This window comes from Streptomyces sp. NPDC008139, from assembly GCF_042957025.1.
GTDB lineage: Bacteria > Actinomycetota > Actinomycetes > Streptomycetales > Streptomycetaceae > Actinacidiphila.
Window position 1 is genome coordinate 62524 of the sequence record NZ_JBIBHM010000001.1, and the last position, 26287, is coordinate 88810.

Annotated in this window: 22 protein-coding genes; 5 read left to right on the top strand and 17 right to left on the bottom strand. The window is 69.8% G+C overall.

Features of this window, described 5'->3' with window-relative positions:
* Nucleotides 1-152 precede the first annotated feature (152 nt).
* On the top strand, nt 153-347 hold the full coding sequence (locus tag ACFZBB_RS00285) for a helix-turn-helix domain-containing protein (RefSeq protein ID WP_391116286.1): 195 nt from the start codon (nt 153-155) through the stop codon (nt 345-347).
* A gap of 86 nt (nt 348-433) precedes the next feature.
* Nucleotides 434-1702, top strand: coding sequence for a tyrosine-type recombinase/integrase (locus ACFZBB_RS00290; RefSeq protein ID WP_391116288.1), 1269 nt, complete (start codon nt 434-436; stop codon nt 1700-1702).
* 75 nt (nt 1703-1777) lie between these two features.
* Here the strand turns inward: ACFZBB_RS00290 and ACFZBB_RS00295 are convergent, their stop codons facing one another.
* The 16 genes from ACFZBB_RS00295 to ACFZBB_RS00370 all read right to left on the bottom strand — a co-directional run bounded on the left by ACFZBB_RS00295 (nt 1778) and on the right by ACFZBB_RS00370 (nt 18946).
* The gene (locus tag ACFZBB_RS00295; RefSeq protein ID WP_391116290.1) at nt 1778-3139 is read right to left on the bottom strand and encodes a glutamine synthetase beta-grasp domain-containing protein; all 1362 of its coding nucleotides are present in this window, start codon (nt 3137-3139) and stop codon (nt 1778-1780) included.
* A 446-nt stretch (nt 3140-3585) separates the two neighbouring features.
* Nucleotides 3586-4428: a hypothetical protein gene (locus ACFZBB_RS00300; protein ID WP_391116292.1), complete on the bottom strand. Its 843-nt coding sequence runs from the start codon at nt 4426-4428 to the stop codon at nt 3586-3588.
* A gap of 33 nt (nt 4429-4461) precedes the next feature.
* Nucleotides 4462-5115, bottom strand: coding sequence for a nuclear transport factor 2 family protein (locus tag ACFZBB_RS00305; RefSeq protein ID WP_391116294.1), 654 nt, complete (start codon nt 5113-5115; stop codon nt 4462-4464).
* 11 nt (nt 5116-5126) lie between these two features.
* Nucleotides 5127-5741 (bottom strand): hypothetical protein, encoded by a 615-nt coding sequence (locus tag ACFZBB_RS00310; RefSeq protein ID WP_391116296.1) that lies wholly within the window; start codon nt 5739-5741, stop codon nt 5127-5129.
* A 174-nt stretch (nt 5742-5915) separates the two neighbouring features.
* Nucleotides 5916-6425 (bottom strand): hypothetical protein, encoded by a 510-nt coding sequence (locus ACFZBB_RS00315; RefSeq protein ID WP_391116298.1) that lies wholly within the window; start codon nt 6423-6425, stop codon nt 5916-5918.
* Nucleotides 6422-7774, bottom strand: coding sequence for an MCE family protein (locus ACFZBB_RS00320; protein ID WP_391116300.1), 1353 nt, complete (start codon nt 7772-7774; stop codon nt 6422-6424). Before ACFZBB_RS00320 ends, ACFZBB_RS00315 begins: the two co-directional genes overlap by 4 nt.
* Nucleotides 7774-8946 (bottom strand): MCE family protein, encoded by a 1173-nt coding sequence (locus ACFZBB_RS00325; RefSeq protein ID WP_391116302.1) that lies wholly within the window; start codon nt 8944-8946, stop codon nt 7774-7776. The genes ACFZBB_RS00320 and ACFZBB_RS00325 overlap by 1 nt, the downstream gene beginning before the upstream one ends.
* Nucleotides 8943-10079, bottom strand: a complete 1137-nt coding sequence (locus ACFZBB_RS00330) for an MCE family protein (protein WP_391116304.1) — start codon at nt 10077-10079, stop codon at nt 8943-8945. Before ACFZBB_RS00330 ends, ACFZBB_RS00325 begins: the two co-directional genes overlap by 4 nt.
* Nucleotides 10076-11161: an MCE family protein gene (locus ACFZBB_RS00335; RefSeq protein ID WP_391116306.1), complete on the bottom strand. Its 1086-nt coding sequence runs from the start codon at nt 11159-11161 to the stop codon at nt 10076-10078. The genes ACFZBB_RS00330 and ACFZBB_RS00335 overlap by 4 nt, the downstream gene beginning before the upstream one ends.
* Nucleotides 11158-12192 (bottom strand): MCE family protein, encoded by a 1035-nt coding sequence (locus ACFZBB_RS00340; RefSeq protein ID WP_391116308.1) that lies wholly within the window; start codon nt 12190-12192, stop codon nt 11158-11160. The genes ACFZBB_RS00335 and ACFZBB_RS00340 overlap by 4 nt, the downstream gene beginning before the upstream one ends.
* Nucleotides 12189-13559 carry an MCE family protein gene (locus ACFZBB_RS00345; RefSeq protein ID WP_391116310.1) on the bottom strand — a complete coding sequence of 457 codons (1371 nt, stop codon included), beginning with the start codon at nt 13557-13559 and terminating at the stop codon, nt 12189-12191. The genes ACFZBB_RS00340 and ACFZBB_RS00345 overlap by 4 nt, the downstream gene beginning before the upstream one ends.
* Nucleotides 13556-14437: an ABC transporter permease gene (locus ACFZBB_RS00350; protein WP_391116312.1), complete on the bottom strand. Its 882-nt coding sequence runs from the start codon at nt 14435-14437 to the stop codon at nt 13556-13558. The genes ACFZBB_RS00345 and ACFZBB_RS00350 overlap by 4 nt, the downstream gene beginning before the upstream one ends.
* Before the next feature lie 3 nt (nt 14438-14440).
* Nucleotides 14441-15292 carry an ABC transporter permease gene (locus ACFZBB_RS00355; RefSeq protein ID WP_188279770.1) on the bottom strand — a complete coding sequence of 284 codons (852 nt, stop codon included), beginning with the start codon at nt 15290-15292 and terminating at the stop codon, nt 14441-14443.
* A complete protein-coding gene (locus ACFZBB_RS00360) occupies nt 15289-16269 on the bottom strand; it encodes an ATP-binding cassette domain-containing protein (protein ID WP_355334456.1) in 981 nt (326 codons plus the stop codon). Before ACFZBB_RS00360 ends, ACFZBB_RS00355 begins: the two co-directional genes overlap by 4 nt.
* A gap of 18 nt (nt 16270-16287) precedes the next feature.
* Nucleotides 16288-18054, bottom strand: coding sequence for a DUF6801 domain-containing protein (locus tag ACFZBB_RS00365; RefSeq protein WP_391116314.1), 1767 nt, complete (start codon nt 18052-18054; stop codon nt 16288-16290).
* A 259-nt stretch (nt 18055-18313) separates the two neighbouring features.
* Entirely contained in the window at nt 18314-18946 is a 633-nt protein-coding gene (locus ACFZBB_RS00370) for a hypothetical protein (protein WP_391116316.1), read from the bottom strand.
* 502 nt (nt 18947-19448) lie between these two features.
* Between ACFZBB_RS00370 and ACFZBB_RS00375 the strand changes: the two genes are divergently transcribed.
* Nucleotides 19449-20717 carry a helix-turn-helix domain-containing protein gene (locus ACFZBB_RS00375; protein ID WP_391116318.1) on the top strand — a complete coding sequence of 423 codons (1269 nt, stop codon included), beginning with the start codon at nt 19449-19451 and terminating at the stop codon, nt 20715-20717.
* On the opposite strand, the gene ACFZBB_RS00380 is transcribed toward ACFZBB_RS00375, so the two are convergent.
* Nucleotides 20705-22951 (bottom strand): discoidin domain-containing protein, encoded by a 2247-nt coding sequence (locus ACFZBB_RS00380; protein WP_391116320.1) that lies wholly within the window; start codon nt 22949-22951, stop codon nt 20705-20707. The genes ACFZBB_RS00375 and ACFZBB_RS00380 overlap by 13 nt on opposite strands.
* A gap of 170 nt (nt 22952-23121) precedes the next feature.
* Between ACFZBB_RS00380 and ACFZBB_RS00385 the strand changes: the two genes are divergently transcribed.
* Both ACFZBB_RS00385 and ACFZBB_RS00390 read left to right on the top strand, forming a co-directional pair.
* Nucleotides 23122-24147 (top strand): LacI family DNA-binding transcriptional regulator, encoded by a 1026-nt coding sequence (locus ACFZBB_RS00385; protein ID WP_188279764.1) that lies wholly within the window; start codon nt 23122-23124, stop codon nt 24145-24147.
* Between the two features lie 682 nt (nt 24148-24829).
* Entirely contained in the window at nt 24830-26242 is a 1413-nt protein-coding gene (locus ACFZBB_RS00390) for an extracellular solute-binding protein (RefSeq protein ID WP_391116322.1), read from the top strand.
* The last annotated feature ends 45 nt before the right edge of the window (nt 26243-26287 follow it).

Here is a 26287-nt window from a genome sequence, read left to right on the forward strand (position 1 = left end):
CCGCACGAGCGGACCCACCCGCCCGCAAACGGCCGTAGCCGCTACATCCGTACGCCCCGCTACACAAAACATGCCGCTGACCTGCGATGTAGCGGCATAGCGGATGTAGCGGACCTAGGAGACCAGAGGCACGGAGACCGGAGGACCCCCGCGTGTCCGCACTCCCCGACCACTTCCTGACCCCCGACGAACTCGCCGAGATCCTGCGCCTGCCGAGCGTCGAAACCGTCTACGCCTGGCGCAAGAAGCGCACCGGGCCGCCCGGATTCCGCGCCGGGAAACACCTGCGCTACGACCCCGAAGCCGTACGCGCCTGGATCAACCAGCAGACGACTCAACCCGCCTAGCAGAACTCCTTCCGAACCATCGCGGCCGGCTGCGAGCGCACATGCTCGCCGCCGGCCGCAGTCATGCCTACAGGGAGCCGCCCACCATGGCAGGCCACATCCAAGACCGCTGGTACAAGACCGAATCCGACTCGGCAGGCAAGCCCGTACGCGTCAAGACCGACCGATACGGCATCGGCATGCGGTACCGGGCCCGGTACATCGGCCCTGACGGAACGGAGAAGAGCAAGTCATTCCCGGACCGGCAAAAGCGCCTCGCCGAGAAGTGGCTGGCGGAGATCGAGGCGGACATGTCCCGGGGTCAGTACGTCGACCCAACCGTCGGCCGAATCACCTTTCAACAGTACGGAGAGAAGTGGCTGGCGAGTCAGACGACCGACGCCACGACGCGGACGTCGGTACGGACACAACTCCGGCTGCACGCCTTTCCGTACATCGGGACGCGCCCGCTCGGCTCGTTCCAGCCCTCGCACATCCGCGAATGGATCAGCGACCTGGAGAAGGTGCTGCCCGTTTCCTCGTATCGTCGCGTCATCTTCTCCAGCGTCTCGGCAGTGTTCAGCGCCGCCGTGGACGACAAGCACCTGAACACGAATCCGTGCCGGGCCCGCTCGGTACGTGCTCCCAGGTCGATGCCGCCGCGAGTGCAGCCATGGACGGCAAGCCGCGTCTTCGGAGTACGGGCCGCCCTACCCGAGCGCTATCAGGCGATGGTCGATGTCGGTGGAGGATGCGGTTTGCGGCAGGGCGAGATTTTCGGTCTCGCCGCCGACGCGCTCAACTACGAAACGGGATGGCTGCACGTCGGTTGTCAGGTGAAGGTGGCGAACGGGCATCTCGTCTTCGGTCTGCCGAAGCGGGGGAAAGAGCGGGATGTGCCTCTCCCCCGGCGCGTGGCCGAGGTGCTCAAAGCCCACAGCGAGAAATACGAGCCGGTAGAAGTGACTCTCCCTTGGCTTCTCCCCGACGGTCCGAAGGTGACAAAGCGACTGTTCTTCACCCGGCTGGACGGAGGCGGAGCGGTACGCCGCACGGACTTCAATACGCGGACGTGGAAACCCGCTCTTGCCGTCGCAGGCGTCATCAAGAATCCGGAGGACGGCGAGCGGTACGCGGCGTCACGCGAAGACGGCATGCACGCGCTGAGGCACTTCTACGCCTCGGTGCTGCTGGCGGCCGGCGAGAACGTCAAGGCGCTGAGCCACTACCTCGGGCACGACGACCCCGGCTTCACCCTCCGCGTCTACACGCACCTCATGCCCAGCAGTGACGGGCGGGCCCGGCGGGCGGTGGACGGCATGTATGAGGCGGTCGATCCCGCACCGGACGGCCCAGAGACGGCCCAGGGCGAGTGAGACGACTTCGGGCGAGCGGCTGCCAGCCGCTCGCCCGAAGGGTGGTTCTACGGTTTCAACCCCGCTGACCTGGGATTACAGGTTCGGGAGGTTCTTCCGCAGCTCGAAGGCGGTGACCTCGGAACGGTACTCCTCCCACTCCTGCTTCTTGTTGCGCAGGAAGAAGTCGAAGACGTGCTCGCCGAGGGTCTCGGCGACGAGTTCGCTGCGCTCCATGAGGATGATGGCCTCGCCGAGGTTCTGCGGGAGGGGCTCGATGCCGAGGGCGCGGCGCTCGGAGTCGGACAGGGCCCAGACGTCGTCGTCGGCGCCGGCCGGGAGTTCGTAACCCTCCTGGATGCCCTTCATGCCCGCGGCGAGGAGGACGGCGTAGGCGAGATAGGGGTTGGCGCCGGAGTCGATCGAGCGGACCTCGACGCGGGTGGAGCCGGTCTTGCCGGGCTTGTACATCGGGACGCGGATCAGGGCCGAGCGGTTGTTGTGACCCCAGCAGATGTACGAGGGGGCCTCGCCGCCCGCGCCCGCGGTGCGCTGGGAGCCGCCCCAGATCCGCTTGTAGGAGTTGACCCACTGGTTGGTGACCGCGGCGGTCTCACCGGCGTGCCGGAGCAGGCCCGCGATGAAGGAGCGGCCGACCTTGGAGAGCTGGAACTCCGCGCCCGACTCGTAGAAGGCGTTGCGGTCGCCCTCGAAGAGCGACAGGTGGGTGTGCATGCCGGAGCCGGGGTGCTCGGAGAACGGCTTGGGCATGAAGGTGGCGTGCACGCCCTGTTCGAGGGCGACCTGCTTCATGACGAGCCGGAAGGTCATCACATTGTCGGCGGTGGAGAGCGCGTCGGCGTAGCGCAGGTCGATCTCCTGCTGGCCGGGGGCGCCCTCGTGGTGCGAGAACTCGACCGAGATGCCCATGGACTCCAGCATCGTGATGGCCTGACGGCGGAAGTCCATGCCGACGTTCTGCGGGGTGTGGTCGAAGTAGCCGGAGTTGTCGGCGGGGGTCGGCCGCCCGCCGTCCATCGGCTTGTCCTTGAGCAGGAAGAACTCGATCTCGGGGTGGGTGTAGAAGGTGAAGCCGAGGTCGGAGGTCTTGGCGAGCGCGCGCTTGAGGACGTAGCGCGGGTCGGCGTACGACGGGGAGCCGTCGGGCATGAGGATGTCGCAGAACATGCGCGCGGTGCCGGGGCTCTCGGCGCGCCAGGGCAGGATCTGGAAGGTGCTGGGGTCCGGCTTGGCGATCATGTCGGACTCGTACACCCGGGCGAAGCCCTCGATGGCGGAGCCGTCGAAGCCGATGCCCTCGTCGAAGGCCTGCTCCAGTTCGGCCGGTGCGACGGCGACCGACTTCAGGTAGCCGAGCACGTCGGTGAACCACAGGCGGACGAAGCGGATGTCCCGCTCCTCCAGAGTGCGGAGAACGAACTCCTGCTGCTTGTCCATATCCATCCATCCTTGCCGGTCAGGCCACCTGCTCCCCGCCACTGGCCATATCGGGGACGCACATCCGGGATTGCGAGCCGAGCATCCCATCACGCGATTTCCGGCGCGTTGCGGGGGCCCTCTCCCCCATAGTGCCTGCCCGCGACGAGTCCTTCATCATCGCGCGGCGCCTGATCGCGGCGCCTGATCGTTGACGGCGCGGTAAGGCCGATGTTTAGTAAGGTACGCCTTACCTATTAACACGTGCCCCTGGTCGGTGCGGATGGCTGCTGTCCGGCGGTGAGCGGCAGCGCGTGGCCGTCGCACGCGGAACCGCTCGCCGCGGGCGGGCGCTACGCCGCGCTGTGGTCGGAACACGAACGCGCGCGCGGCCGGCGCCTCACCAACCGCTGACCGCAACCGCTGATCACAACCGCTGACCGCGACCGCTGGCCGCGAGGTCCGCGCTACCCGAAGGTGTCGATGCTCGCGATCTTCCAGGTGCCGTCCTGGTGCACGGCGTCCACCGCGAACATCGCCGCCGCGTAAGTGGTCGCCGCGTTCGCGGACTTGGCGGTGCTGGTGTTGCTCTGGTCGGCGAAGACCAGGACGCGGGCGCGGTCGCCGTCGAGCAGTTCCACGCCGGTGTCGGTGACGGTCGTGGTCAGCACGAGCTTCTGCGCCGGTGCCTGGGCGCGGACCTGGGCGAGCATCGTCGCGTACTGCTGGACGGCCTTGCCGATCAGTACGCGCTTGGCCGCGTCGTCGGTGCGGGCGGTGTCGGCGTAGTTGTAGGAGAAGACCGCGTTCACAGCCTGGGCGACGGTGCCTTTGACCTCGCTGGTGCGGGCGGTGTCGGTCAGCGCGGTGTTGCCGGAGGCCACCGAGTCGCGCAGGTCGGACGCCTTGCCCGCGGACCAGGCGGCGAGGCCGCCGAGCAGCACCGTCAGCAGGGCGAGGCCCACGGTGAGGACGGTGACGGGTCGCGGGCGCCACTTGCGCGGGCCGCTCCCGGCCTCGGGGTCAGCGTCGGCGACCGTGCCGGTAGGAGTCTCGGCGGTGACGTCGGCGGCCTTGTCGGCCGTACGCGGCGGCCGTGCCGGGCGGGTGCGGACGGCGGTCGCGGCGCGGCCCTGGGCGGGGCGCTCCGAACGGTCGCCGCCCTCCGCCTCGGTCTCCGGGCCGGTGTCGATGTCGATGTCGGTGTCGACGTCGGTGGCGGCTTCCGCCGTATGGGTCACGCGCTCGCGCGGCGGCGCGGTGGCCGCGAGACGGCGTTGGCGGTTGATGAGGTGGCGGGTGGTCGACATGGGCGGCGGTCCTCTCGCGGACGGCGGGGCGGCTTACTGGCCGTCGGTGGTGGACGGGGACGGCTTCGCGGTGGCGGCGCCGCCGCTCGGGGGCGAGGACGCGGACGGGTCCGCGGCGCTGTCGCCCATCGGGGCCTGGCCGAGGGCGCTGAGCTTCCAGCCCGTGTCGGTGCGGGTGAGTTCGCCGAGCATCCGGCTCTCCTTGACCGCGGGCTTGGCCTTGGGCGCCTCGACGGTGATCCGCAGCGCGATCATCACTCTGGCCTTGCCGGTCCTGGTGTCGAGTTCGGTGACCGCGCCGGACAGGATCTTCGCGGTGCTGACCGTCTGGGCCTGCTGCACCTGCTTCTCGAACTCGGCCCGCCCCTGGACCAGTTGGCTGTGCAGGTCGCCGGTCGTGGAGCTCTCCCAGATGTCGAGCCCGTGGTCGACGTCGGAGTGGTCCAGCGTGTTCATGTTCTGCACCGCCTGCTCCCCCGCCGCGAGCACCGTGTCGCGGGTCCGCGCGAAGGCCGCGTCGTCGTCGTGCGCGGCCCCGTACCAGGACCAGCCGGTCAGGGCGGCGGCGACCGCCGCGGCGACGGCGAGCGCGACGGCCGTGGCGAGCAGCGACCGGCCCGGCGCGCGCAGCCGCGCCCCGAGCCGGTCCCGCGACCCGCCGCCACCCTTGAAGGGCATCCGTGCCATCCGTCTTCCTCCTACCGGGCCTTGAGATCGGTGATCCGCCAGTGGTCGCCGTCGAGCCAGGCGGTGACCGAGAGTTGGGCCGCCGCGCTGGTGGCCGCGGCTCCCTTGCGCTGGGCGGTCTGGTCGAGGAAGACCAGCAGCCGGGCGTGGTCGGCGGTGAGCCGGACGACCCCGGCGCGCACCACCCGTGTGGTCAGGGTGAGTTGCTGCTCGGCGACGCGCTGCCGGATCTGCCCGAACAGCGCCTGGTACTGGTCGGCCGCCGCGCCGTCCAGCAGGTCGCGGGCGGCCCGCTCCGTCGACCCGGTGTCCTCCGGCGTGTACGCGAAGATCTTGCCGAGCGCGTTGCTGACGTCCCCGACGACCCGGTTGGTCGCCTCGGTGTCGGTCAGCGCGCGGTTGTGCGTCGCGGCCGGGTCGGTCAACCGGTGGGCCGCGTAACCGAATCCGCCGCCGCCGAGGAGCAGCAGCACGATCGCGGCGACCGCCGCCGTACGCCGCCATCCGTACGGCCACCGCCAACGCCGTCCGGCGGCGGGCACGTTGGCCTCCGGCTCGTCCGATGCGTCGGTCTGCGGCGCCTCGGCCTCCGCCGCCTCGACCTCGGGCTCATGCGTGGTGCTCACTGGGCCGCCTCTCCTAGGGCCTGTCGTGTGGATCTCCGCGGCGTCCCGGCGCCCGGCACGCACATCTGCCGCGTTGTCGTCGGTCGACGACGCTCCGCGTCGCCTCCCTCCTCCGCCTTGCATCCGCACGCACCGGACACCGCCCCCTCCCCACCGAGATCCACGCGACAGGCCCTAGCTCGCGCCGACGGGCACCGCGGTGAGCGCCGTGAGTTTCCAGCCGTCCGAGGTACGGGACAGGCCCGCCTCGAACCGCTTGCGGTCGGTGGTGGCCGCGCCGCCGCGCGGCATGACCCGGACCTGCACGGTCGCGATGAGCTTCGCCGTACCGGCCCTGGTGTCGAGTTCGGTGACCGCCGCGTCGGTGACCGTGCCCCGGGTGGAGGTGCCGGACTGCTTGAGCGCGGCGGCGTCCGCGGTGTGCGTACGGCTCATGCGGTCGTGCAGCGGCCCGGTCGTCGCGTCCAGCCAGGTCGCGAGGTCGCGGTCCAGGTGGGCGGCGTCCACCGTGTTCAGCCGGGTGATGTCCCGCTGCCCGTCGGCCAGTACGGCGTCGCGGGCCTTGGCGTAATTGAGCGTGTCGTCGCCGCGCGTGTCCGCGTACGACCAGGCGCCGAGCGCGCACACCACGGCGGCGACCGCCCACGCGGTGACCCAGACCAGGGTGGACCGGCGGGCGCTCATCGCGTGTCCCCGAAGCGCGTGTCGCCGAAGCGCGTGTCCCCGAGTCGCGTGTCGCCGAGGCCGAGCAGGTCAGCCATCGTGCCGCCGGTGGGCCCGGTCGGGAGCGAGGGCAGGCCCAGCGCTCCCGGCAGCACGCTCGTGCCGTACGTCGTCGTCCCGGTGGACGGGCCCGTGGCGGACGGGGTCCCGGTGCCGGTCGGCAGCACCGAGCCGGGCTGCACGGGGTTCGGGACGCCCCCGCCGTTCGGGGCGTTGGCCGAGCCGCGCACGTCGGTGCCGGAGGAGGCGGGGGCGGTGCAGCGGGCCGCGGTGTTGAGGGCGGTGGCGGGCGCCTTGGTGTCGAGGCCGTTGCGGTACGTGGTGCCGCCGTATCCGGAGGTGCAGGGCAGCGGGGAGAAGAAGGTGACGGCCATGCCGAAGTGCAGGCCCTTGCCGTCCACCGCCGTCGATCCGGCGGCGGCCACCGCGGGCACCTTCACCAGGAACTCCTCGATGCCGTGCTGCCGGGTGACGGCCACGTCCGAGGTGGTCAGCAAATTGGCCAGGACGACGCTGAGTTGAGGTCCGACGTCCCGCAGCAGCGCGCTGACCTGTCCGGCCGCGTCGGGTGCCGCGGCGATGAGCCGTCGCAGGTCGGTGTCGGAGTCGTTGAGCTGCTTGGCGAGCTGACTGGCGCTGGTGGCGAAGGACTTGATGGCGTCGCCCTCGTCGGCCTGCGTGCGCAGCACCGTCCGCCCGTCGGCCATCAGCGTGATGTTGCCGGGCAGGTTCATGTCCGCGGCGGAGATGAACTCGCCGCTGGTGTCGAGCAGCGACTGGAGGTTGTCGCCCTGTCCCGCGAACGCCTTGCCGAATTCGTCGACGACGGTCTGAAGGGACTTCAACGGGACCGACCCGGTGAGGCTGTTGACGCTGGTGAGCAGGTTGGTGACGGGCGCGGGGATGGTGGTGTCGGCGCGTTCGACGCGGGAGCCGTCGGCGAGATACGGCCCCTGGTCGGTGGTCGGCCGCAGGTCGATGTACTGCTCGCCGACGGCGGACAGGCTGGCGACGACGGCCTTGAGGTGGGAGGGGATGTGCGGCGCGGAGTCGTTGATCCGCAAGGATGCCTCCACGCCGTCGTCGGTGAGTCTGATCGGGCCGACCCGGCCGACCGAGACGCCGCGGTAGGTGACGTTGGCGTGCTCGAACAGGCCGCCCGCCTCGGGGAGTTCGACCTTGACGGTGTAGTAGCCGCGCAGGCCCACGTACCGGCCGAGGTCGGCGTAGCGGACGCCGATGAAGCCGAGCACGAGCACGGCGATCAACAGGAAGGCGATGTTCTTGGCGATGGTGACGCGGGTCAGCATCAGCGGCCCCCGGTCCTGGTCGAGCCGGTGACCGACGGCAGCGGCAGCGGGATGCCCGCCTCCCGCAGCTTCTTGTCGACGGTCGTCGTCCGGTCGGCCTTGGTGTGCGCGGACATCGGGTTCTCGGGGTCGGGCGGGTAGACGTTCCCGGACGCGGGCATCTCGGGGATGAGCTGGGTGCCGGGTACGGCGGTCAGGTCGAGGTAGACGTTGAGGTAGTCGCCCTTGACGCCGTTGAGGACCTCGTCGGTGAACGGGTAGGTGACCAGCACCTGGAGCGAGTCGGGCAGCGCGTCGCCCGCGTCGGCGAGCCGTTGCAGGGTGGGCGCGAGGGCCTTGAGGTCGGCGACCATGTCGTCCTTGCTGCGGTTGACGGTGTCCACCGCGACGCCGGAGAGCGTGTCCAGCGAGCGCAGCATGGTGACCAGCGAGCCGCGCTGCTGTTCCAGCACCTTCAGTCCGGGGCTGAGGCCGGTCAGTACGGTGCCGATCTTCTGGTCGCGGGCGGCGAGGGTGGCGGACAGTTCGTTGACGCCGTCGAGTGCGTCGGTGATGTCCTGCTTGTGGGCGTCGAGGTCGCTGACGAGCGTGTCGACCTGGTGGAGCATGGAGCGGATCTGCGGTTCGTTTCCGGTCAGGGCCTTGTTCAGCTCCACCGAGATGGTCTTGAGCTGGGCGACGCCGCCCCCGTTGAGCAGCATGGACAGCGCGCCGAAGACCTCTTCGACCTCGGGGTTGCGGTTGGTGCGCGAGGCGGGGATGACGGCGCCGTCGCGCAGGGTGCCACTGGCGGCCTGGGTGCCGGGCGGCGCGGAGAGCTGGATGTACTTCTCGCCGAGCAGGCTGGACTGTTCCAGGTGCGCGTACGCGTTGGCGGGCAGTCTCACCTTGCCGTTGACCTTCATGGTGACGGTCGCGGACCACCCGTCGGCGCCGAGGCCGATCTTGGTGACGCGGCCGACGGCGACGTCGTTGACGCGTACCGAAGCCTGCGGGACGAGGTCGAGGACGTCGGCGAAGTCGGCCTTCACGGTGTAGGGGTGGCCGCCGAGGTCGGCGCCGCCGGGCAGCGGCACGTTCTGGACGTTCAGCGAGCAGCCGGCGAGGGCGAGCGCGAGCAGCGCGGTCCCGCCGACGGTGGCGGCGCTCCCCCGGATGTGCGGACGCTTCATCGGGCCGCCCCCTTGGTGTAGACGGTGCCGACCGCCGGCAGGGGCAGCGGCAGGGTCTTGGCGTCCTTGGCCGCGGGCGTGAAGTCGGAGCCGGCCTTGGCCGAATTCTTGGTGGCGTCCTTGGCGGCGGCGGGCGAGATGTCGCCGCCCATGCTCAGCTCGTTGATGTTGGCGCGCCCGTCGATGGTGCCGTGCTGCGGGTCGTAGGCGTTGAGGAGGTTGTCGGCGGCCAGCGGCGCGGTGTCGAGGAGTTCGGCGAGTGAGGCGCGCTGGTCGACCAACGTCTGGGTGATCGGGGCGAGTTTGCCGATGCTGGTCTTCAGCCGGGCCCGGTTGTCCTGGATGAAGGTCTTCACCTGGCCGAGCGCGGTGGACAGTTGGTGCAGCGCGCCGCCCAGGTTCTCCTTGTCCTCGGCCAGGAAGCCGCTGACGGTGGAGAGTTGGTCGGTGGCGGCCCGTACCTTGCCGTCGTTGTTCTTCAGCATGGTGGTGAAGGACTGGAGGTAGGACAGGGTCGCGAAGAGGTCGTCGCTGTGGCCGTTGAGGGTCTTGGTGGCCTGGCCGAGCTGGTCGATGCTGTCGCCGATGGCCTTGCCGTTGCCGTCGAGGTTCTTCGCGCCGGTGTCGAGGAGGTTCGACAGGGCGCCGGTGGCGTTGGCGCCGTTCGGGCCGAGGGCGTCGCTGAGCTGGGTGATGCTCTCGTAGAGCTGGTCGACCTCGACGGGGGTCGCCGTGCGGGTGGCCGGGATGACGGTGCCCGCGGTGATCCGGGGGCCGCCGGTGTAGGCCGGGGTGAGCTGGATGTAGCGGTCGGCGACGACGCTGGGCGCGACGACGACGGCGTCGGCTCCCGCCGGGACCTTCACCCCGTGGTCGAGGACCAGCACGACCTTGACCTGCTTGCCCTGCGGCTTCACCGAGTCGACGGTGCCGACCTTGACGCCGAGCACGCGCAGGTCGGACCCGGCGTAGACGCCCACGGCGTGGTCGAAGTAGGCGGTGATCCGGGTGCCGTCGGGGCCGCCGAAGAGGCGTACGCCGCCGTAGGCGAGGGCCGCGAGGACGACGGCGAGCACCGTGCCGAGGGCGATGGCCCGCCGCCCTCGCGCGGCGCGGCCGATGGATGCCTTCACGATGTGCCTCCCGTCGCCTTGGGCGGCTCGCACCCGGTCGTCGGCTGGGTGCCCGGGGGCAGATAGCTCTTGGGGACCAGGCCGCACAGATAGCTGTCGAACCAGCGGCCGTTGCCGAGGGTGTTGCCGACCAGCCGGTAGTAGGGCCCGGCCAGGGCGAGCGCCTTGTCGAGGCTGGACTGGTTGGCGAGCAGGACGCCGGTGACCCGGTCGAGGGCGTCCAGGGTCGGGCCGAGCTGCCGGTTGTTGTCGGCGACCAGGCCGTTGAGCTGGGTGCCGAGGTCCTGGGTGCCGGTGAGCAGCGCGTGGATGGCGTCGCGGCGCTTCTGGATCTCGCCGAGCAGCAGGTTGCCGTCCGAGATCAGCGTCTGGAAGCGGCTGTTCTGGTCGGAGAGGGTCTTGGTGAGCTGCTTGCTGCCCGCGAGCAGGTCGGCGAGCTGGGCGTCCCGGCTGGAGATGGTCCGCGACAGCGACGACAGGCCGGTGGCGGCGCTGCGTACCGAGGCCGGGGTGTCCTTGAAGGTGTCGGAGATCGTCTGGAAGCTGGCGGCGAGCTGCGTGGTGTCGATCGACCCGAGGGTGTTGCCGAGGCCGTCGAGCGCCTGCGTGACGTCGTACGGCGAGGTGGTGCGGGTCCTGGGGATGCGCTGGCCGGGGTTCTGCGCGCGGCTGCCGAGCGGGTCGACGGCCAGGTACTTCTCGCCGAGCAGCGTCTTGATGCCGATGGCGGCGGTGCTGGCGTCGCCGATCCAGGTGTCCTTGACGCGGAAGGTGACCTTGACCTGGGCGCCGTCCAGCGACACCCCGGTGACCTTGCCGACCTTGACGCCCGCGACCCGCACCTCGTTGCCGGACCTGAGCCCGGCGGCCTCGGTGAAGCTCGCGCTGTACGTGGTGCCGCCGCCGATCAGCGGGAGCGCGTCCGCGTTGTACGCGACCAGGCCGGCCAGGGCGAGCACGAGCAGGCCGACGGTGCCGACGAGGACGGGGCTGCGTTCGCGCAGCGGCCGGAAGAGGGGGCGGCCCCGGCGCGCGGGGTCGCGGAAGCGGAGGCGCGGGGTCGGTATGCGGGGGCGGTTCATGACCGGCACCTCGATTCGGTGATCGCTATGCCGGTGGGCGGCTTGCTGCCGTCGGAGGTGGTGACCCCGGCGACGGTGGCCTGGCAGAGGTAGAGGTTGAGCCAGGAGCCGTAGGAGGCGAGCCGGCCGATGGTCTGGAGCTTGGCCGGGGTCTTGGTGAGGAAGTTCTCCAACTGCGGTGTGTTGTCAGCGAGGTTGGTGGACAGCCGGCCGAGCTGGGCGATGGAGTCCTTCAGCGGCTGGCGGCCGTCGGTGAGCAACCCGGCGGTGCTGGTGGTGAGTTGGGAGATCGCTGTGATCGACTGGCCGATCGGTTCGCGGTCGGAGGCGAAGCCGCTGACGAGCTGCTGGAGCGAGGTCACCAGGTCGTTGAACCCGGCCTCGCGGGTGTTCACCGTGGTGAGCACCGAGTTGAGGTTGTCGATGACCTGGCCGATCACCTTGTCCTTGGCGGCGAGCGTCGTGGTCAGCGAACCGACGTTGCTGATCAGGCTGTCGACGGTGCCGCCCTCGCCCTGGAGCACCTGGACGATCTCGCCCGCGAGCTGGTTGACGTCCTTGGGCGACAGGCCCTGGAACAGCGGCTGGAAGCCGTTGAAGAGCTGGGTGAGGTCGAGGGCCGGGGTGGTGCGCTGGAGCGGGATGGTGTCGCCGGGGGCGAGCGCCTGGCCGACCGGTCCCGTGCCCTGCTGGAGGTCGATGTACCGCTGGCCGACCATGTTGAGGTACTTGATGGTGGCGGTCACCGAACCGGGCAGTTTCCGGGCGCGCTGCACCGAGAAGTGCACCTGCGCGACGCGGTGGTCGACGACCTTGATCGAGTCGACCTGGCCGACCTTGACCCCGGCGATCCGGACGCTGTCGCCCGAGGTGAGGCCGGTGGTGTCGGTGAACCGGGCGTTGTAGCCGGTGGTGTCGCCGACGTCGGTTCCGCCCGCGATGCTCACCGCGAGCACGGTGGTGGCCAGCGCGGTGACCAGAATGAAGATCAGCGACTTGACGATCGGTCCGACGAGGCTGCGGCGCTTCACCGCACAGTCACCTCCGCCCCTCGGTAGACGGGACCGGTGAGCAGACTGCTCCAGTCGGGGAGCGAGCCGGGGTCGGTGCCGATGCCCGGCGCGAGGAGTTCGTTGATCAGCTCGTTCTCCTGCGGGGAGTTGGCCGGGGAGTCGGTGGTGGTCACGGTGGACGTGGACGCCGTGGAGGTCGTGGACGTCGTGGCGGTCGGCGAGGTCGCGGACTTCGTGGAGTGCGTCGCGGCCGGTGCGCCGCCACGGCCGGTGTACGGGACCGGGTAGCACTGCGGGCCGCCGCTCGCGTCGTACACCGGGGTGTCCTTGCCGGGTACGTACTTGCCGCGCGACGGCACGCTGGTGAGGTCGACGTGCAGGCCCGGCTCGTGGGTGCCCTTGCCGAGCGCCTTGTCCATGACGGGGACGAAGGCGGCCAGGGTGCGCAGTGTGCAGGGGAAGGACGGGGAGTACTTCGCGAGCAGCCCGAGGGTGCCGCGGCTGTCGGCGGTCAGCCGGATGATGGTGTCCTTGTTCTGCCGCAGATACGTCGTCAGGTCCTGCGCGGTGGCGGTGGTACTGCCGTACACGCTGTTGAGGTCGGCCTGTTCCTCGGCGATGGTGCCGCTGGTCCTGGTGAAGTCGGTGAGGGCCTGCACGATGTCGGGCGCGGCGGCGTTGTAGACGTGGCTGACGGTGACGAGCTGCTTGATGTCGTCGTTCAGCACGGGCAGTTCGGGGTTGAGCTTGGTCAGGTAGCGGTCGAGCTGGACGAGGGTGGTGCCGAGCTGGGTGCCGCGGCCGTCGAGCGCGGTCGCGACGGCGTTGAGGGTCGCGGCGAGCTTCTGCGGCTGGACGGCGGTGAGCAGCGGCAGCACGTTGTCGAGTACCTGCTGGAGCTCGATGGCGTCGCTGGAGCGGTCCTGGGCGATGGTGCTGTCGGCGGCGAGGGTGGGGCCGCCGCCGGTGGTGTCGGTGCCCGTGGGGGGCACGAGGGCCACGAAGCGTTCGCCGAACAGCGTGGTGGGCAGCATCTGCGCGGTGACATTCGCGGGGATGCGCTTGAGCTGGCCGGGGTCGATGGCGAGGTTGAGCCGGGCGCCGTCGCCGTCGGCACTGATCGAGGCGACCCGGCCGACGACGACCCCGCGCAGTTTCACGTCGGCGCCCTGGTGCATCTCGTTGCCGACGGTGCCGGTCTCCAGGTGGACGGTCGCGGTGTCGCTGAACGTCTTGTCGTAGACGGCGACCGCGAGCCAGGCCAGCAGCGCGGGCACCAGCAGGAAGACGATGCCGGCGGTCCTGCGGCGGGCGGTGGCGCCGCCGGTCGGGCGGCGGCGCGGGGCCGGGGGCGCTCCGGCGGGACGGGTGTCGGTGGTGGTCATCCCGCCACCCGCACCGTCGTGGTGGCGCCCCAGATCGCGAGGCTGAGGAAGAAGTCGGTGATCGAGATGATCACGATGGCGTTGCGCACCGAGCGGCCGACGGCGATGCCGACTCCCGCGGGGCCGCCCTTGGCGGTGAACCCGTAGTAGCAGTGGGCGAGGATCACGATGACGCTGAAGATCAGCACTTTCAGTCCGGAGAGCAGGACGTCCTGCGGGGACAGGAAGAGGTTGAAGTAGTGGTCGTAGGTGCCCGCGGACTGGCCGTTGAACATGACGGTGACCATCCGGGAGGCGACGTAGCTGCTGAGCAGGCCGATGCCGTAGAGCGGGACGATGGCGACGACCCCGGCGATGATCCGGGTGGTGACCAGGTACGGCATGCTGCGCAGGCCCATGCCCTCCAGCGCGTCGATCTCCTCGTTGATCCGCATCGCGCCGAGCTGGGCGGTGAATCCGGCGCCGACGGTGGCCGACAGGGCCAGGCCCGCGACGAGCGGGGCGATCTCGCGGGTGTTGAAGTAGGCGGAGATGAAGCCGGTGAACGCGGCGGTGCCGAGCTGGTTCATCGCGGCGTAGCCCTGGAGGCCGACGACGGTGCCGGTGGCGAGGGTCATGCCGATCATCACGCCGACGGTGCCGCCGATGACGCCGAGGCCGCCGCTGCCGAACACGACCTCGGCGAGCAGGCGTTGGACCTCTTTGAGGTAGCGGCGCAGGGTGCGCGGGATCCACAGCACGGCGGTGATGTGGAAGATGAAGTGGTCGCCGGTCTCGTCCAGCCAGTGCAGCCAGCGGCCGGTGTTCGGGCGCCGGCGCGGCCGTGGTCCTTCGGGCGGCGGCTCGGCCTGCGGGGTGTCCTTGTCCAGGAGCGCCATCGCTCAGGCTCCCTTCTGCGGGACGAGCTGGAGGTAGATCGCGGTCAGGACGACGTTCACCAGGAACAGCAGCAGGAAGGTGATGACGACGGACTGGTTGACCGCGTCGCCGACGCCCTTGGGGCCGCCCTTGGGATGCAGGCCGCGGTAGGCGGCGACGATGCCCGCGATGAAGCCGAAGATCACGGCCTTGATCTCGCTGATGTACAGGTCGGGGAGCTGGGCGAGCGCGGAGAAGCTGGACAGGTACGCGCCGGGGGTGCCGTGCTGGACGATGACGTTGAAGAAGTAGCCGCCCGCGGTGCCGACGACCGAGACCAGGCCGTTGAGGAAGACCGCGACGAGCATCGTCGCCAGGACGCGCGGCACGATCAGCCGCTGCACCGGGGAGACGCCCATCACCTCCATCGCGTCCAGTTCCTCGCGGATCTTGCGCGAGCCGAGGTCGGCGCAGATGGCGCTGCCGCCCGCGCCCGCGATGAGCAGCGCGACGATCAGCGGGCTCGCCTGCTGGATGACGGCCAGCACGCTGGCGCCGCCGGTGAACGACTGGGCGCCCAACTGCTGTGCCAGTGAGCCGACTTGCAGGGCGATGACGGCGCCGAAGGGGATCGAGACCAGGGCGGCGGGCAGGATCGTCACGCTGGCCACGAACCAGAACTGCTCGATGAGTTCGCGCATCTGGAACGGCCTGCGGAAGGTGTCGCGCACGGTGGTGGCGGCGAGCGTCATGAGCTGCCCGGTCTCGCGCAGTGCGCCGGTGCCGGGGATCGGGCGGCGCGGCACGGTGACGCGTTCGGGGCGCGGCGGGGTCGGCTCGGGTCCCGGTCCCGGGACCCGTACGGGCGCGGTCATGCGGGCTCCCCCTGGACGGGGACGAGTCCGGCCTGTACGGCTTCGCGGGTCGCGGCCGGAAGCTGGTCCCACATGGCCAGGACGCGGGCCCTGCGGCGCTGCACCGCCTGCCGGGGCGGCAGTCCGGGTGACGGTTCGAGCTGCGGCGCGACGCGGCGCGGGGCCGCCGGCAGCTCGCGGCCGTTCAACTGCTCGCGGGCCAGGGCCGCTTCGTCCTTCTCCTCCGACATCCCGATCGGTCCGTCGCGGCGTCCGCTGAGGAACTGCCGTACGACCGGCTCGTTGCTGGTGAGCAGCAGCTCGCGGGGGCCGAAGGCGACCAGTTCGCGGCGGAAGAGCATGCCCATGTTGTCGGGCACGGTCGAGGCGATGTCGAGGTTGTGGGTGACGATCAGCATCGTCGCGTCGATCTGGGCGTTGAGGTCGATGAGGAGCTGCGAGATGAACGAGGTGCGGACCGGGTCGAGGCCGGAGTCGGGCTCGTCGCACAGGATGATCTGCGGGTCGAGCACCAGGGCGCGGGCGAGTCCCGCGCGTTTGCGCATGCCGCCGGATATCTCGCCCGGCAGTTTGCCCTCGGCACCGAGGAGGCCGACCATGTCGACCCGCTCCATGACGATGCGGCGGATCTCGGACTCCTTTTTCCTGGTGTGCTCGCGCAGCGGGAAGGCGATGTTGTCGAAGAGGTTCATCGACCCGAAGAGCGCGCCGTCCTGGAACATCAGGCCGAACATCTTGCGCGCCTCGTAGATGTCGCGCTCCGGGCTGTTCACCATGTCGACGCCGCCGACGAGCACCCGGCCGCGTTCGGGCTTGAGCAGGCCGATGAGCGATTTCAGGAATACCGTCTTGCCGGTTCCGGAAGGGCCGAGCATCACGCTGACTTCACCGGGCGGCAGTGTGAGCGTGACGTCCTGCCAGACGTTCTGCGTACCAAAGGACTTGGTGAGTCCTTCGACGATCACTTCGATTCCCATTGCACCTCCCGGAGCTGATCAGTGGTGGGGCGGTTCGGGAAAGGCGATCTCCGGATCGCATCCCGAGGCCGCGATGGGCACGCACAGCGGTCCCTGGATGAGATTCAGTGAATTGCCGTGCCCCGATATCGCCGAGGTGAAGAGGGAATTCAGGTTCTCTCCGTGGCTGCCGCAGCCGGTGAACGGGGGGATGTAGAGGTCGTCCTGGGCCAGCGGCCCGCCGTCCTGCACTCCGTAGTCCGTGGGTCCGGTCGGGCGGCCGGTCAGTGAACTGCGGTCGTAGCCGACGAGTTTGACGTCCAGCGGCGCCGACGCGCGGCAGTTGGCGCCGACGTCCAGCGGTACGCCGTTGACCTTGACGTCGGACAGCCGCAGTTCCTGCTTGCCGTAGATGGTGCTGGTGGTGATCGTGCCGAGGTTGCTGGTGCCGACCGTGACGACGGTCATCAGGCCCTTGGGGAGGAGTTCCATCCGGGCGGTGACCGGCACGAACCCGAAGGTCAGGAAGGTGGTGTCGGACGGCGGCAGGGCCAGCTTCGCGATCGAGTCGATCTCGAAGTACTGCTTGAGCGGGTCGGGGTCGGTGAACTCCGTCCAGATGCTCTTCTGCACGACGGTGACGCGGGTCGGCTTCTTGGTGAGGTCGTTGATGACCGCGGCGCCCTTGAGCTTGAAGACGTTGGAGTAGCCGGTGACGTAACCGCACTGGGAGTACGGGGGGAACGGCGGGTCGCCGGGGCCGGGGCTGCGGACGGCGTTGGACGGCCGGGGAATGGAGTCCATGATCGCGGGGTCGGTGTCGCCCTCCGGCGGGTCCTCGCAGTCGTGCACGCCGGAGTGCGGGGGCGAGGCCAGCGTGATGGTGTTGCGGCCGTCGGACCGGGCGGTGTCGGGGGCTCCGTCGCCCGCGCCCTTGCCGGTCTTGCCGACGCCCGCGCGGGAGCCGGTGCCTGCCGTGGGGGCGGCGGCCGAGGAGCCGCCGGGCGCGGTGACGTGGCCGGGTCCCGAGGAGCCGCCGGGGGCGCCGGGGACGGAGACGGTGCCGAGGAGGTCGCCCTGGTCGGGCTTGGGGGCGCAGGTGCCGATGATGTCGGCGGCGTCCTTGGCGGCCTGGCCCGTACCGGCGGAGTCCGCGGCCGTGCCGGTCGCGCTGTCGGTGCCGGACGCACTGTCGGTGCCGGACGCGCTGTCGGTGCCGGTGCTCGGGGAGTCGGGCGGTGCGGACGCGGGGTCGGTCACGGGGCTGAGCTTGAGGCCCAACTCCCCTGCGGTGAAGCGCACTTCGCCGGACGCGGTGACCGTCAGCGGCGGCACCGCGCCGCCGAAGGTGAGCACCAGGTCCCCGTCGCCCTTGAGCGGTGTCGAGGGGGCGGTCAGTCCCGGCCATACGGCGTCCGCTCGCGAAGTGCCCTGCGCGACATGGGCGGTGAGGCTCGCGGCGCCGGTCAGGGCGGTGGTGCCGGCGGGCAGCAGCGCCTCGGCGCCGGCCCGCGGCATGGTGACCGTCGCCGTCAGGTCGCCTGGCTGGATGGGCTTTCCGACCACGGCGGTGTCCGGGTAGTTCTGCACCAGCGCGACGGTGACGTCCTGGACGACGGCCTTGTCGGTGCCGCCGGAGCCGCCGGCGGCCGTACCGGCGGGGAAGGCGCACGCGTATCCGAGGGTCACCTTGCCGTCCGGGCCGCTGGCCGCGGAGTCGGGTCCTGGCAGCAGTCCGGCCAGGAGCGCCGCCGCTACGACAGCGGCGAACCGCACCGCGCGGCGCGGCTTCACGGCACCCCTCATTACGGAACTCCTCAGGCAGGCGTCGGCGACGCAGGACATTACGGTCGAGTAATAAGGCCCCACAAGTGATCGACCGGACGAATATTCGACGGCGTGGACCGGGGCGGATTTCCTGTCACCGAATGACAAAACACAAGCGGAGTTTTGTCCTCCAGTGCGTGTTCGGGACCCCGGCCGCCACTGCGGCGGTCCGGGGTCCCGGTTCGGCCGGCGCGGGCTTCAGCGGTCGCGGCGGCCGGGGTTACGCGAGGGGCGGGGCTCAGGGAGAGACGACGTTCAGCGTCGTGGGGGTCACGACGTAGCCGGCCGAGTAGGTGGCCAGGTCGTTGTTGTTGATCAGGCCGAGGCACAGACCGGAGACGTTGTACGCCTTGAGGGTGCCGCCGGTGATGGCCAGCGTGTGGGTGGAGTTGGTGTACGTGGCGTTGAGGGTGGCGCCGTTGCCCACGCCGCTGGGGTCGGCGAAGGTCGCGTTGCACAGGCCGGACAGGGTGGCCTTGACGCCGCTCAGCGTGCCGGTGGTGACGCCCGCGGACGTGGTGGCGGCGGTGCCGGTCAGCGTCCACGGGGTGCCCTGGGCGGCGACGGAGAAGGTGATGCCGCCGACCTTGCAGGTGTTCCACGAGACGGTGTTGATGGTGCCGAGGGTGCCGCCGTGCGAACCGTTGGTCACGGTGGCGGTGGCCGCCGACGAGGTGCAGGTGAGCTTGGTGCCCGTGGTGGTGTCGGTCAGCGTGGGCGTGGTGGCCGTCGCGGTGATCGCACCGGTCGACGAGCTGCCCGAGACGGTGTACGTGACGGCCGAGGCCGGGCTGACCGCGAGGCCGAGCGCCGCCGCCATCGCGGCACCGGTGACCATGGTTCCCTTGGCGGTCCTGGAGAGCTTGTGCACGGGCTGATCCTTCCTGGGAGATGACGTACCTGATAAACCGGCTTCCGCGTCTTCCATGTGTGGCGGGAAGGGGAATTCGGTTACGACTCACTACCTGGAACGTGGCACCGATTCCGCTCGGTTGCCCTTGCGGAGCAGGACGTTACGCACGGGTAACCCGGAGGCGCAATAATCCCGGCCAAGATTCTCCGGCGGACCCTACTCTCGGGTATTTTTCTGTCACGGAAGCAACAGTGCGCCGGGATTTTTTATAAGCAAGTGAGCAAGTCGGCCGCGCGGTGCGCGCATCGGCCGGCGCGAGGGACGATCACCCGGAGTGCAACCATGGCCATCGGTCGCCGTCGCCCACCGTCGCGGGCCTGACACGTTTCCGTGTGCAAGGTGCTGCGTTCCGTACGCGATTGGTCTATGTTGCAGCGAGGTTGCCCGCGGCTACCATGCGTGGCACACCACTTCACCGGTTCACCGGCCAGCAGGGCCGTCGCGGGAGGGGGGTACGGACATGACCGTAACGCGGCAGACGCCGGAGCAGGCGGAATCAATCGGTCCGATTCCACGGGAGTTCGCCGCCATCATGCGGCCGGAACTCCCCAGCCTTTTAAAAGAGATGGCCACAGAAATCGTCACCACGATCCCCGAATACGGCCACTTGCTGGAGGGCCCGAACGCCCGGGTGATCAAAATCGGTATCGAGCAGAGCATCGCCACTTTCGTCGACCGGGTGGCCGCGCCGACCGCGACCACCGCGCTCCGCGACGACCTGTGCCGCCAGTTCGGCCGCTTCGAGGCGTACGAGGGCCGCAGCCTGGACAACCTCCAGGCCGCGTACCGCATCGGCTGCCAGGTGGCGCTGCGCCGGGTGCGCAGCGTGGGCCGCCGCTACAACCTGTCGGCGTCCTTCATGCTGACCTTCGCCGACGCGCTCTTCGCGTACATGGGCGATCTCGCCGAACTCTCCCGCGAGGGTTATGTGCAGGCGATGGCGGAACTGGGCGAGGAGCCCGACAATCGCCGCCGCCGGCTGCTGCGGCGGATTCTCAACGGCGCCTCGGTGGCCCGCAGCGCGCTGGCGGAACTGGCCGAGCACTCGGCCTGGCCGCTGCCGGAGGAGGTGACGCTGATCGCGGTCGCCCCCGACACGCGTCCGGCCGGGGCGGCGCTCGACAAGGACATCCTGATGGACTTCGCGGACCCGGAACCGCATCTGCTGGTGCCGGGGCCGTTCACCGACGAGCGGCGGGAGCGGTTGCACGCGGCGCTCAACGGCTGCCGGGCGGCGGTCGGGCTGACCACCTCGCTGAGCGAGGCCGCGGATTCGCTGCGCTGGGCCCGGCACACGCTGGCGCTGGCCGACGCCGGGATCATCGACGACGACTCGGTGGCGATGAGCGAGAACCATCTGCTGCCGCTGTGGTTATTGGGCGATCCCGCGCTCGTCGCGCAGATCGCCAAGCGCTATCTCGGGCCGCTGGTCGGGCTGACCGCGACCCAGCGCGCCCGGCTGATCGACACCCTGCGGATCTGGCTGACCACCCGCGGCACCGCGGCGCAGATCGCCGACCAACTCGGCGTGCACCCGCAGACCGTGCGCTACCGGATCCGTATCCTCGACCGCGCCTTCGGCGACCAACTCGCCCGCCCCGACGACCGGTTCGCCACCGAGATCGCGCTGCGCGCGCTGCACCTCCAGGAGAACGGCGAAACGCCGGACGGCGGCCTCCTGTCGGAGGACCGCCGCCCGGCGCGCGACCCCTCACGTTACGAGGAGTAGACCTCGAACTCGGAGATCTGGCCCGCGGGCCAGCCGGTGTTGCCGGTGATGGTCAGCCGTACGTAGCGGGCGCTCGCGGGAGTCACCGGGATGGTGACGGTGTTCCCGCTCGCGGGGTTGAAGGTGTAGCCCGCGGACGACTTCAGCGTGCTGTAGGTGTTGTTGTCGGTGGAGCCGAGGACGCTCAGCGTCTCGGTACGGGTGGCCCACGCCGTGGCGGGCGGGAGCTTGAGGACGACCCGGCCGACGGTCCTGGCCGCGCCGAGGTCGACGGTCAGCGACTGCGGGAAGGCGTTGTTGGTGCTCTCCCAGTAGCTGTTGGCGTTGCCGTCCACCGCGTTGCCCGCGACGTAGACATCGGAGTGACCGGTGTCGGAGGCCGGGTGCCCCTGGGCCAGGTTGCCGGAGGCCGGGGTGGTGGGGGGCGTGGTCGGCGGGGTGGTCGGGTTGCCCGAGCCCGGCTGCGGCCAGGTGGAGCAGTCGTTCCAGTTGCTGTCCCAACCGCTGTTGCCCGCACCGCGGTTGATGGTGAAGGCGGGCAGGTTCGCCGGGTAGGAGCAGTTGTACGTACCCGTCGCGCCGGTGCCGGTGGCCGTCACATTGGTGAAGGTCGCGGAGCCGGGCGTCTCGGCCTGCACCACGACGGTGCCGGTGTTGCCGGCCGTCGCGCCGCTGACGGTGACGCCGTTGATGGTGTAGCCGTGGCCGCCGCCGGAGACGAACTCGAAGTCGCTGTACGGGCTGCCGATGAAGGTCGTGTTGCTGATCCGGATGTCGTTGTTGATCGCGTAGTCGTAGCTGTCGACGCGCAACGCACCCATCGGGTGGCCCCAGTTGGGGTTCAGCGCGCCGGTACGGATCAGGGTGTTGCCGGAGACCGTGACGGTGCCGGACAGCGGGTTGAAGGGCTGGAGGAACGCCTGGTTGGAGATGGCGATGCCGCCGCCGAGCGCGTTGGTGTCGGCGATCACGTTGTTGGAGACGGTGTTGTTGCTGCCGCCGTAGATCGCGATGCCGTTGGCCAGGTTGGGCTGCACGATGGTGTTGTTGCTGAAGGTGTTGCCCGTGTCGGGCGCGCCGAGCGACCACATGGCGAGACTGTCGTCGCCCTGGTTGCGCAGGAAGTTGTTCTTCACCTGGACGCCGTTGGCGCTGCCGTCGAGGTTGAGGCCGTCGGCGGTGGTGCCGAGGATGCGGTTGTTCTGCACCACGAGGTTGTTGTTGTTGCCGGTCAGCCACAGACCGCACTTCTCGCGCTGCACCCAGATCCCGGAGACCACCGAGTTCGGGCCGAGGCTGCCGGTGATGAAGCTGTCGGGCGAGCCGTCGTTTCGGACGCTGACCTCGCCGAAGACGGCGAAGTCGTACAGCTTGGTGTTGCCGCTCGCGCTGGTCTGGTCGATCAGGTGCGAGCTGTGCAGGACGGAGTACCAGTTGCCCGCGCCTCGGATGGTGACGCCGTCGGCCTGGATGGTGGAGCCCAGCTTGAAGTCACCGGACGGGATCCAGACCTCCTTGCCCTGCGACTTCGCCTGGGCGATGGTCGTGTTGACGGCGCTGGTGGAGTCGGCGCCCCCGGTGGCGTCGGCGCCGTTGCTGACGATGGATATGGAGTTCGCCGGCGCGCTCGCCGCCGCCGCCACCTGCTCGAAGTCGGCGACGTCGATGGTGGCCTGGCCGGTGTCGCCCGCGTCGAGCTGGAGCTTGACCTTGGCGCCGGCGGCCAGATTCTGGCCCAGCTTGATCCGCGAGTCGTCGAAGAAGTGGTGGGTCTTGGAGCCGGCGATCCACGACGTGTCGACGTAGCTGTACTGCGCGGTGACCGTCAGCTTCTGGCTGATCTTGGTGCCGTTGACGTAGACCGAGACGGTGCCTGAGGCGCCGCGCGGCAGGTTGTAGGCGACATCCACCGCGTTGGCCGGGGCGGTCAGGGTGAACTCGACGTACTTGCCCTGGCCGTTGAGGCTGACCGCGCGGCGGCCCGACGCCTCGGAGGCGACGGTGGACTGGGTGTAGTCGGGGCCGACCGCCGAGCCGTTGGTGGCGGCGGCCTCGGCCTCGTACTCGGTGAACGGGACGCTCGCGCCTCCGCTCACGGCGAAGGGCGAGACGGTCGACACGGAGGGGGCGGCGCTGGCCGACTGGGCCGTCACGGCGAGCGCGAGCCCGCCCGCGACGACGGCCGCCGCGGTGGCGGAAGCCAACCAGGCCGTGGAACGACGTCTGTTGTCCATGGGGTGGGGGGTGTCCCTTCTGACTGGAGTCACAGAGGTGACGCACACCCTAGATATGTCATGCATGAGACAGCAAGATGTCGATTGGATTTCGCAAAATTTGGATGACTTGCAGAGATCTCGCAAATTCACCGCAAGAAACTTGCGCCACCTGTACTAGAATCGACGCCATGACACGACGACTTGCCGAGGTGGCAAAGAAGGTCGGGGTGAGTGAGGCCACCGTCAGCCGCGTGCTGAACGGGAAGCCTGGCGTCTCCGACGGAACCCGGGCGGCGGTCCTCACCGCTCTTGACGTGCTCGGTTACGAACGGCCCACCCAGCTCCGGGGGGAACGCGCCCGGCTGGTCGGCATGGTCATGCCCGAGCTGCAAAATCCGATCTTCCCGGCTTTCGCCGAGGTGGTCGGGGGCGCGCTGGCGCAGCAGGGCTTCACCCCGGTGCTGTGCACCCAGACCGCGGGCGGCGTCTCCGAGGCCGACTACGTGGAACTGCTGCTCCAGCAGCATGTCTCCGGCGTGGTCTTCTTCGGCGGGCTCTACGCCCAGGCCGAGTCACCGCACGACCACTACGCGCGGCTGGCCGAGCGCAATCTGCCCACCGTGCTGATGAACGCGGCCATCGACCATCTCGACTTCCCGCGCGTCAGTTGTGACGACGCGGTCGCGGTCGAGCAGGCGATGAACCACCTCATCTCGCTCGGCCATCAGCGGATAGCCCTCGTGCTCGGCCCGCCCGACCACGTACCGTCGCGCCGCAAGCTCGCCGCCGCCCGCCGGGTCGACCCGTCGGTGACCGTCGAGCACGCGCTGTTCACGCTGGAGGGCGGCCAGGCGGCGGCCAGCAGGCTGCTCGCGCGCGGCATCACGGCCTTCATCTGCGCGAGCGACCTGCTGGCACTCGGCACCATAAGGGCGGCCCGCAGACGGCGGCTCTCGGTGCCGGAGGACGTGTCGGTAATCGGTTACGACGACTCGTCGCTGATGAACTGCACCGAGCCGCCGCTGACCACCGTCCGGCAGCCGATCGAGGCGATGGGCCGGGCGGCCGTGGATCTGCTGGCCGGAGAGATCAGCGGGGCGTCGGTCGACCACGACGAGCTGTTCTTCGAACCGGAACTGGTAGTACGCGGTTCCACCGGTCCCGCCCCGCACCCCTCCCGCCTCCCCCACCCGGAGGCCCGCGCCAACGTCTGACCCCGCACCACGAGTCACCGCAGACCCCGCCCGGGGCCGAGACCCGAGAAGGACCCGGGCGGGGGCCCGACCGGGCCTGAGTTGGGCCTGAGCCGGAACCAGAGCCGGGCCCGAGCCCGCCCCGGGGCTCGGCCCGAGCTGAGTCATGCCACCGCGGCGCCGGGGCGCAGAGCCGTGCTCCCGCCCCGGCGCCGCCGCCCGCTCCCCCGGAGACCCGCCGACCCGCCGACCGGGCGCCCGACCCGGCGCCCGACCGCCGCTCCCCGTCGCGGCCATCCGCGACCACCCGCGACCACCCGCGGTCACCCGCGGTCACCCGGCCGCCGCGGCCCCCTGGGGCCCGCCGGGCGACCCTCTCGGGCCCGCGGGCGACCCCCTCCGACCCGGCCCGTGCCGGGGCCGCGGAGGGGCCGCGGAGGGGCCGCGGAGGGGCCGCCACGGTCCGTCCGCAAGCCCACGGCCGGTGACCCCGCTTCCACTTGTGGGCCGTCCGACGTCGTAACCAAGTCGTGTCTTTGCGAAATTCGCGCGACATCTTGCGGACATCTATCGGGTTAAGTACGTTGAGCCAACCCGAAACGGCGGCGTGCAGCTGCGCCGAGCATCACGTGCACCATGTGCCGCGGGGGTCCCAGATCGCAGTCCAACGACGCGCAGTGGTTCAGGGGAAAGGGTTTTGATCATGAGCAGAATCGGCTACCGCAGACTGGTGGCGGTCGCGCTGGTCGCGGGCATCGGATTGTCCGCTGCCGCGTGTTCCAGCAGCGACGACAAGAAGGATGACCCGGGAACGAAGGCCAGCAGCAGCTCCAGCAGCGCCGGCACCCCCTTGGACCCGAAGACCAAGGTGTCGATCACGGTCGACTGTGAGCCGCCGACCACGAAGAAGGCCGAGCGCCAGCAGTGGATCGACGACGTCGCCGAGTTCAACAAGACGTACCCGAACGTCACGGTCAACAGCAAGGACGCGTTCCCTTGCGAGGACCCGGCCAAGTTCACCGCCCAGCTCCAGGGCGGTAGCCAGACCGACGCGTTCTACACGTACATGACCGACCTCCAGCAGGTGCTGGACGCCGGTCAGGCGGCCGACATCACGGAATACGTCAACGACAAGACGGTCCCGAACCTCAAGGACATCGACCCCGGTGTCCTCGACGTCCTCAAGGACGGCGGCAAGCTGTACGGTCTGCCCACCTCGAATTACCAGATGGGCCTGATCTACAACCGGAAGATCTTCAAGGACGCCGGTCTGGACCCGAACAACCCGCCCACCACCTGGGAAGGCGTCCGCGCCGCCTCCAAGCAGATCGAGGACAAGCTCGGCAGCAAGGGCATCCACGGCTTCATCGAGAACGCCGGCGGCAACCAGGGCGGCTGGCACTTCACGTCCGAGCTGTACGGCCTCGGCGGCACCATGGTGTCCGAGGACGGCAAGAAGGCGACGTTCAACGACGACAGCGCCAAGACCCTGCTGACCACGCTGCACGACATGCGCTGGACGGACAACAGCATGCCCGCCACCCCGGGCAAGGAGTGGGGCGACGTCCAGAAGGCGATGGGTACCGGCGTCGTCGGCATGTACGTCGGCGCTCCCGACGACATCCCGCTGGTCGTCCAGCAGTACAAGGCCAAGTTCGAGGACCTCGGCATGGCCCCGATCCCCGGCGGCAAGACCTCGCTGTTCGGCGGCGCCGACTACATGTTCAAGAAGTCGTCCTCCCCGGACCAGATCAAGGCCGGCATCGCCTGGATCAACTTCAAGTACCTGACCCTGGAGAAGGGCCAGTTCAACTACCCGCGGAACAAGACGGACGGCCTGCCCGTCGGTCTCCCGCAGCCCTTCTTCTTCACCGGCGCGTCGAAGGACAAGGACAACTCCACCAAGGCCGCGAACGCGACCGTCCCGGTCGAGAACTTCAAGACGTACGTCGACGCCCAGGTGCCCGTGAAGCCCGAGCCGCCGAACGCCCAGAAGATCTACACCGTGCTCGACACGGTGATGTCCGGTGTTCTGACCAACAAGAACGCTGACGTCTCCAAGCTGCTCTCCACTGCCGAGTCCCAGGTCAACAGCCTCCTGGCCGCCTCTCAGTAACGACAGCCCGCGGGGGCCGGTCCGGCGACCGGCCCCCGCTCAGCG

What these genes read in the sequence shown, in the direction of transcription:
- ACFZBB_RS00290 (WP_391116288.1), top strand. Translation starts at nt 434, where the DNA reads ATGGCAGGCCACATCCAAGACCGCTGGTACAAGACCGAATCCGACTCG.
- ACFZBB_RS00295 (WP_391116290.1), bottom strand. Translation starts at nt 3,139, where the DNA reads ATGGACAAGCAGCAGGAGTTCGTTCTCCGCACTCTGGAGGAGCGGGAC.
- ACFZBB_RS00300 (WP_391116292.1), bottom strand. Translation starts at nt 4,428, where the DNA reads ATGTCGACCACCCGCCACCTCATCAACCGCCAACGCCGTCTCGCGGCC.
- ACFZBB_RS00305 (WP_391116294.1), bottom strand. Translation starts at nt 5,115, where the DNA reads ATGGCACGGATGCCCTTCAAGGGTGGCGGCGGGTCGCGGGACCGGCTC.
- ACFZBB_RS00315 (WP_391116298.1), bottom strand. Translation starts at nt 6,425, where the DNA reads ATGAGCGCCCGCCGGTCCACCCTGGTCTGGGTCACCGCGTGGGCGGTC.
- ACFZBB_RS00320 (WP_391116300.1), bottom strand. Translation starts at nt 7,774, where the DNA reads ATGCTGACCCGCGTCACCATCGCCAAGAACATCGCCTTCCTGTTGATC.
- ACFZBB_RS00325 (WP_391116302.1), bottom strand. Translation starts at nt 8,946, where the DNA reads ATGAAGCGTCCGCACATCCGGGGGAGCGCCGCCACCGTCGGCGGGACC.
- ACFZBB_RS00335 (WP_391116306.1), bottom strand. Translation starts at nt 11,161, where the DNA reads ATGAACCGCCCCCGCATACCGACCCCGCGCCTCCGCTTCCGCGACCCC.
- ACFZBB_RS00345 (WP_391116310.1), bottom strand. Translation starts at nt 13,559, where the DNA reads ATGACCACCACCGACACCCGTCCCGCCGGAGCGCCCCCGGCCCCGCGC.
- ACFZBB_RS00350 (WP_391116312.1), bottom strand. Translation starts at nt 14,437, where the DNA reads ATGGCGCTCCTGGACAAGGACACCCCGCAGGCCGAGCCGCCGCCCGAA.
- ACFZBB_RS00355 (WP_188279770.1), bottom strand. Translation starts at nt 15,292, where the DNA reads ATGACCGCGCCCGTACGGGTCCCGGGACCGGGACCCGAGCCGACCCCG.
- ACFZBB_RS00360 (WP_355334456.1), bottom strand. Translation starts at nt 16,269, where the DNA reads ATGGGAATCGAAGTGATCGTCGAAGGACTCACCAAGTCCTTTGGTACG.
- ACFZBB_RS00365 (WP_391116314.1), bottom strand. Translation starts at nt 18,054, where the DNA reads ATGAGGGGTGCCGTGAAGCCGCGCCGCGCGGTGCGGTTCGCCGCTGTC.
- ACFZBB_RS00375 (WP_391116318.1), top strand. Translation starts at nt 19,449, where the DNA reads ATGACCGTAACGCGGCAGACGCCGGAGCAGGCGGAATCAATCGGTCCG.
- ACFZBB_RS00380 (WP_391116320.1), bottom strand. Translation starts at nt 22,951, where the DNA reads ATGGACAACAGACGTCGTTCCACGGCCTGGTTGGCTTCCGCCACCGCG.
- ACFZBB_RS00385 (WP_188279764.1), top strand. Translation starts at nt 23,122, where the DNA reads ATGACACGACGACTTGCCGAGGTGGCAAAGAAGGTCGGGGTGAGTGAG.
- ACFZBB_RS00390 (WP_391116322.1), top strand. Translation starts at nt 24,830, where the DNA reads ATGAGCAGAATCGGCTACCGCAGACTGGTGGCGGTCGCGCTGGTCGCG.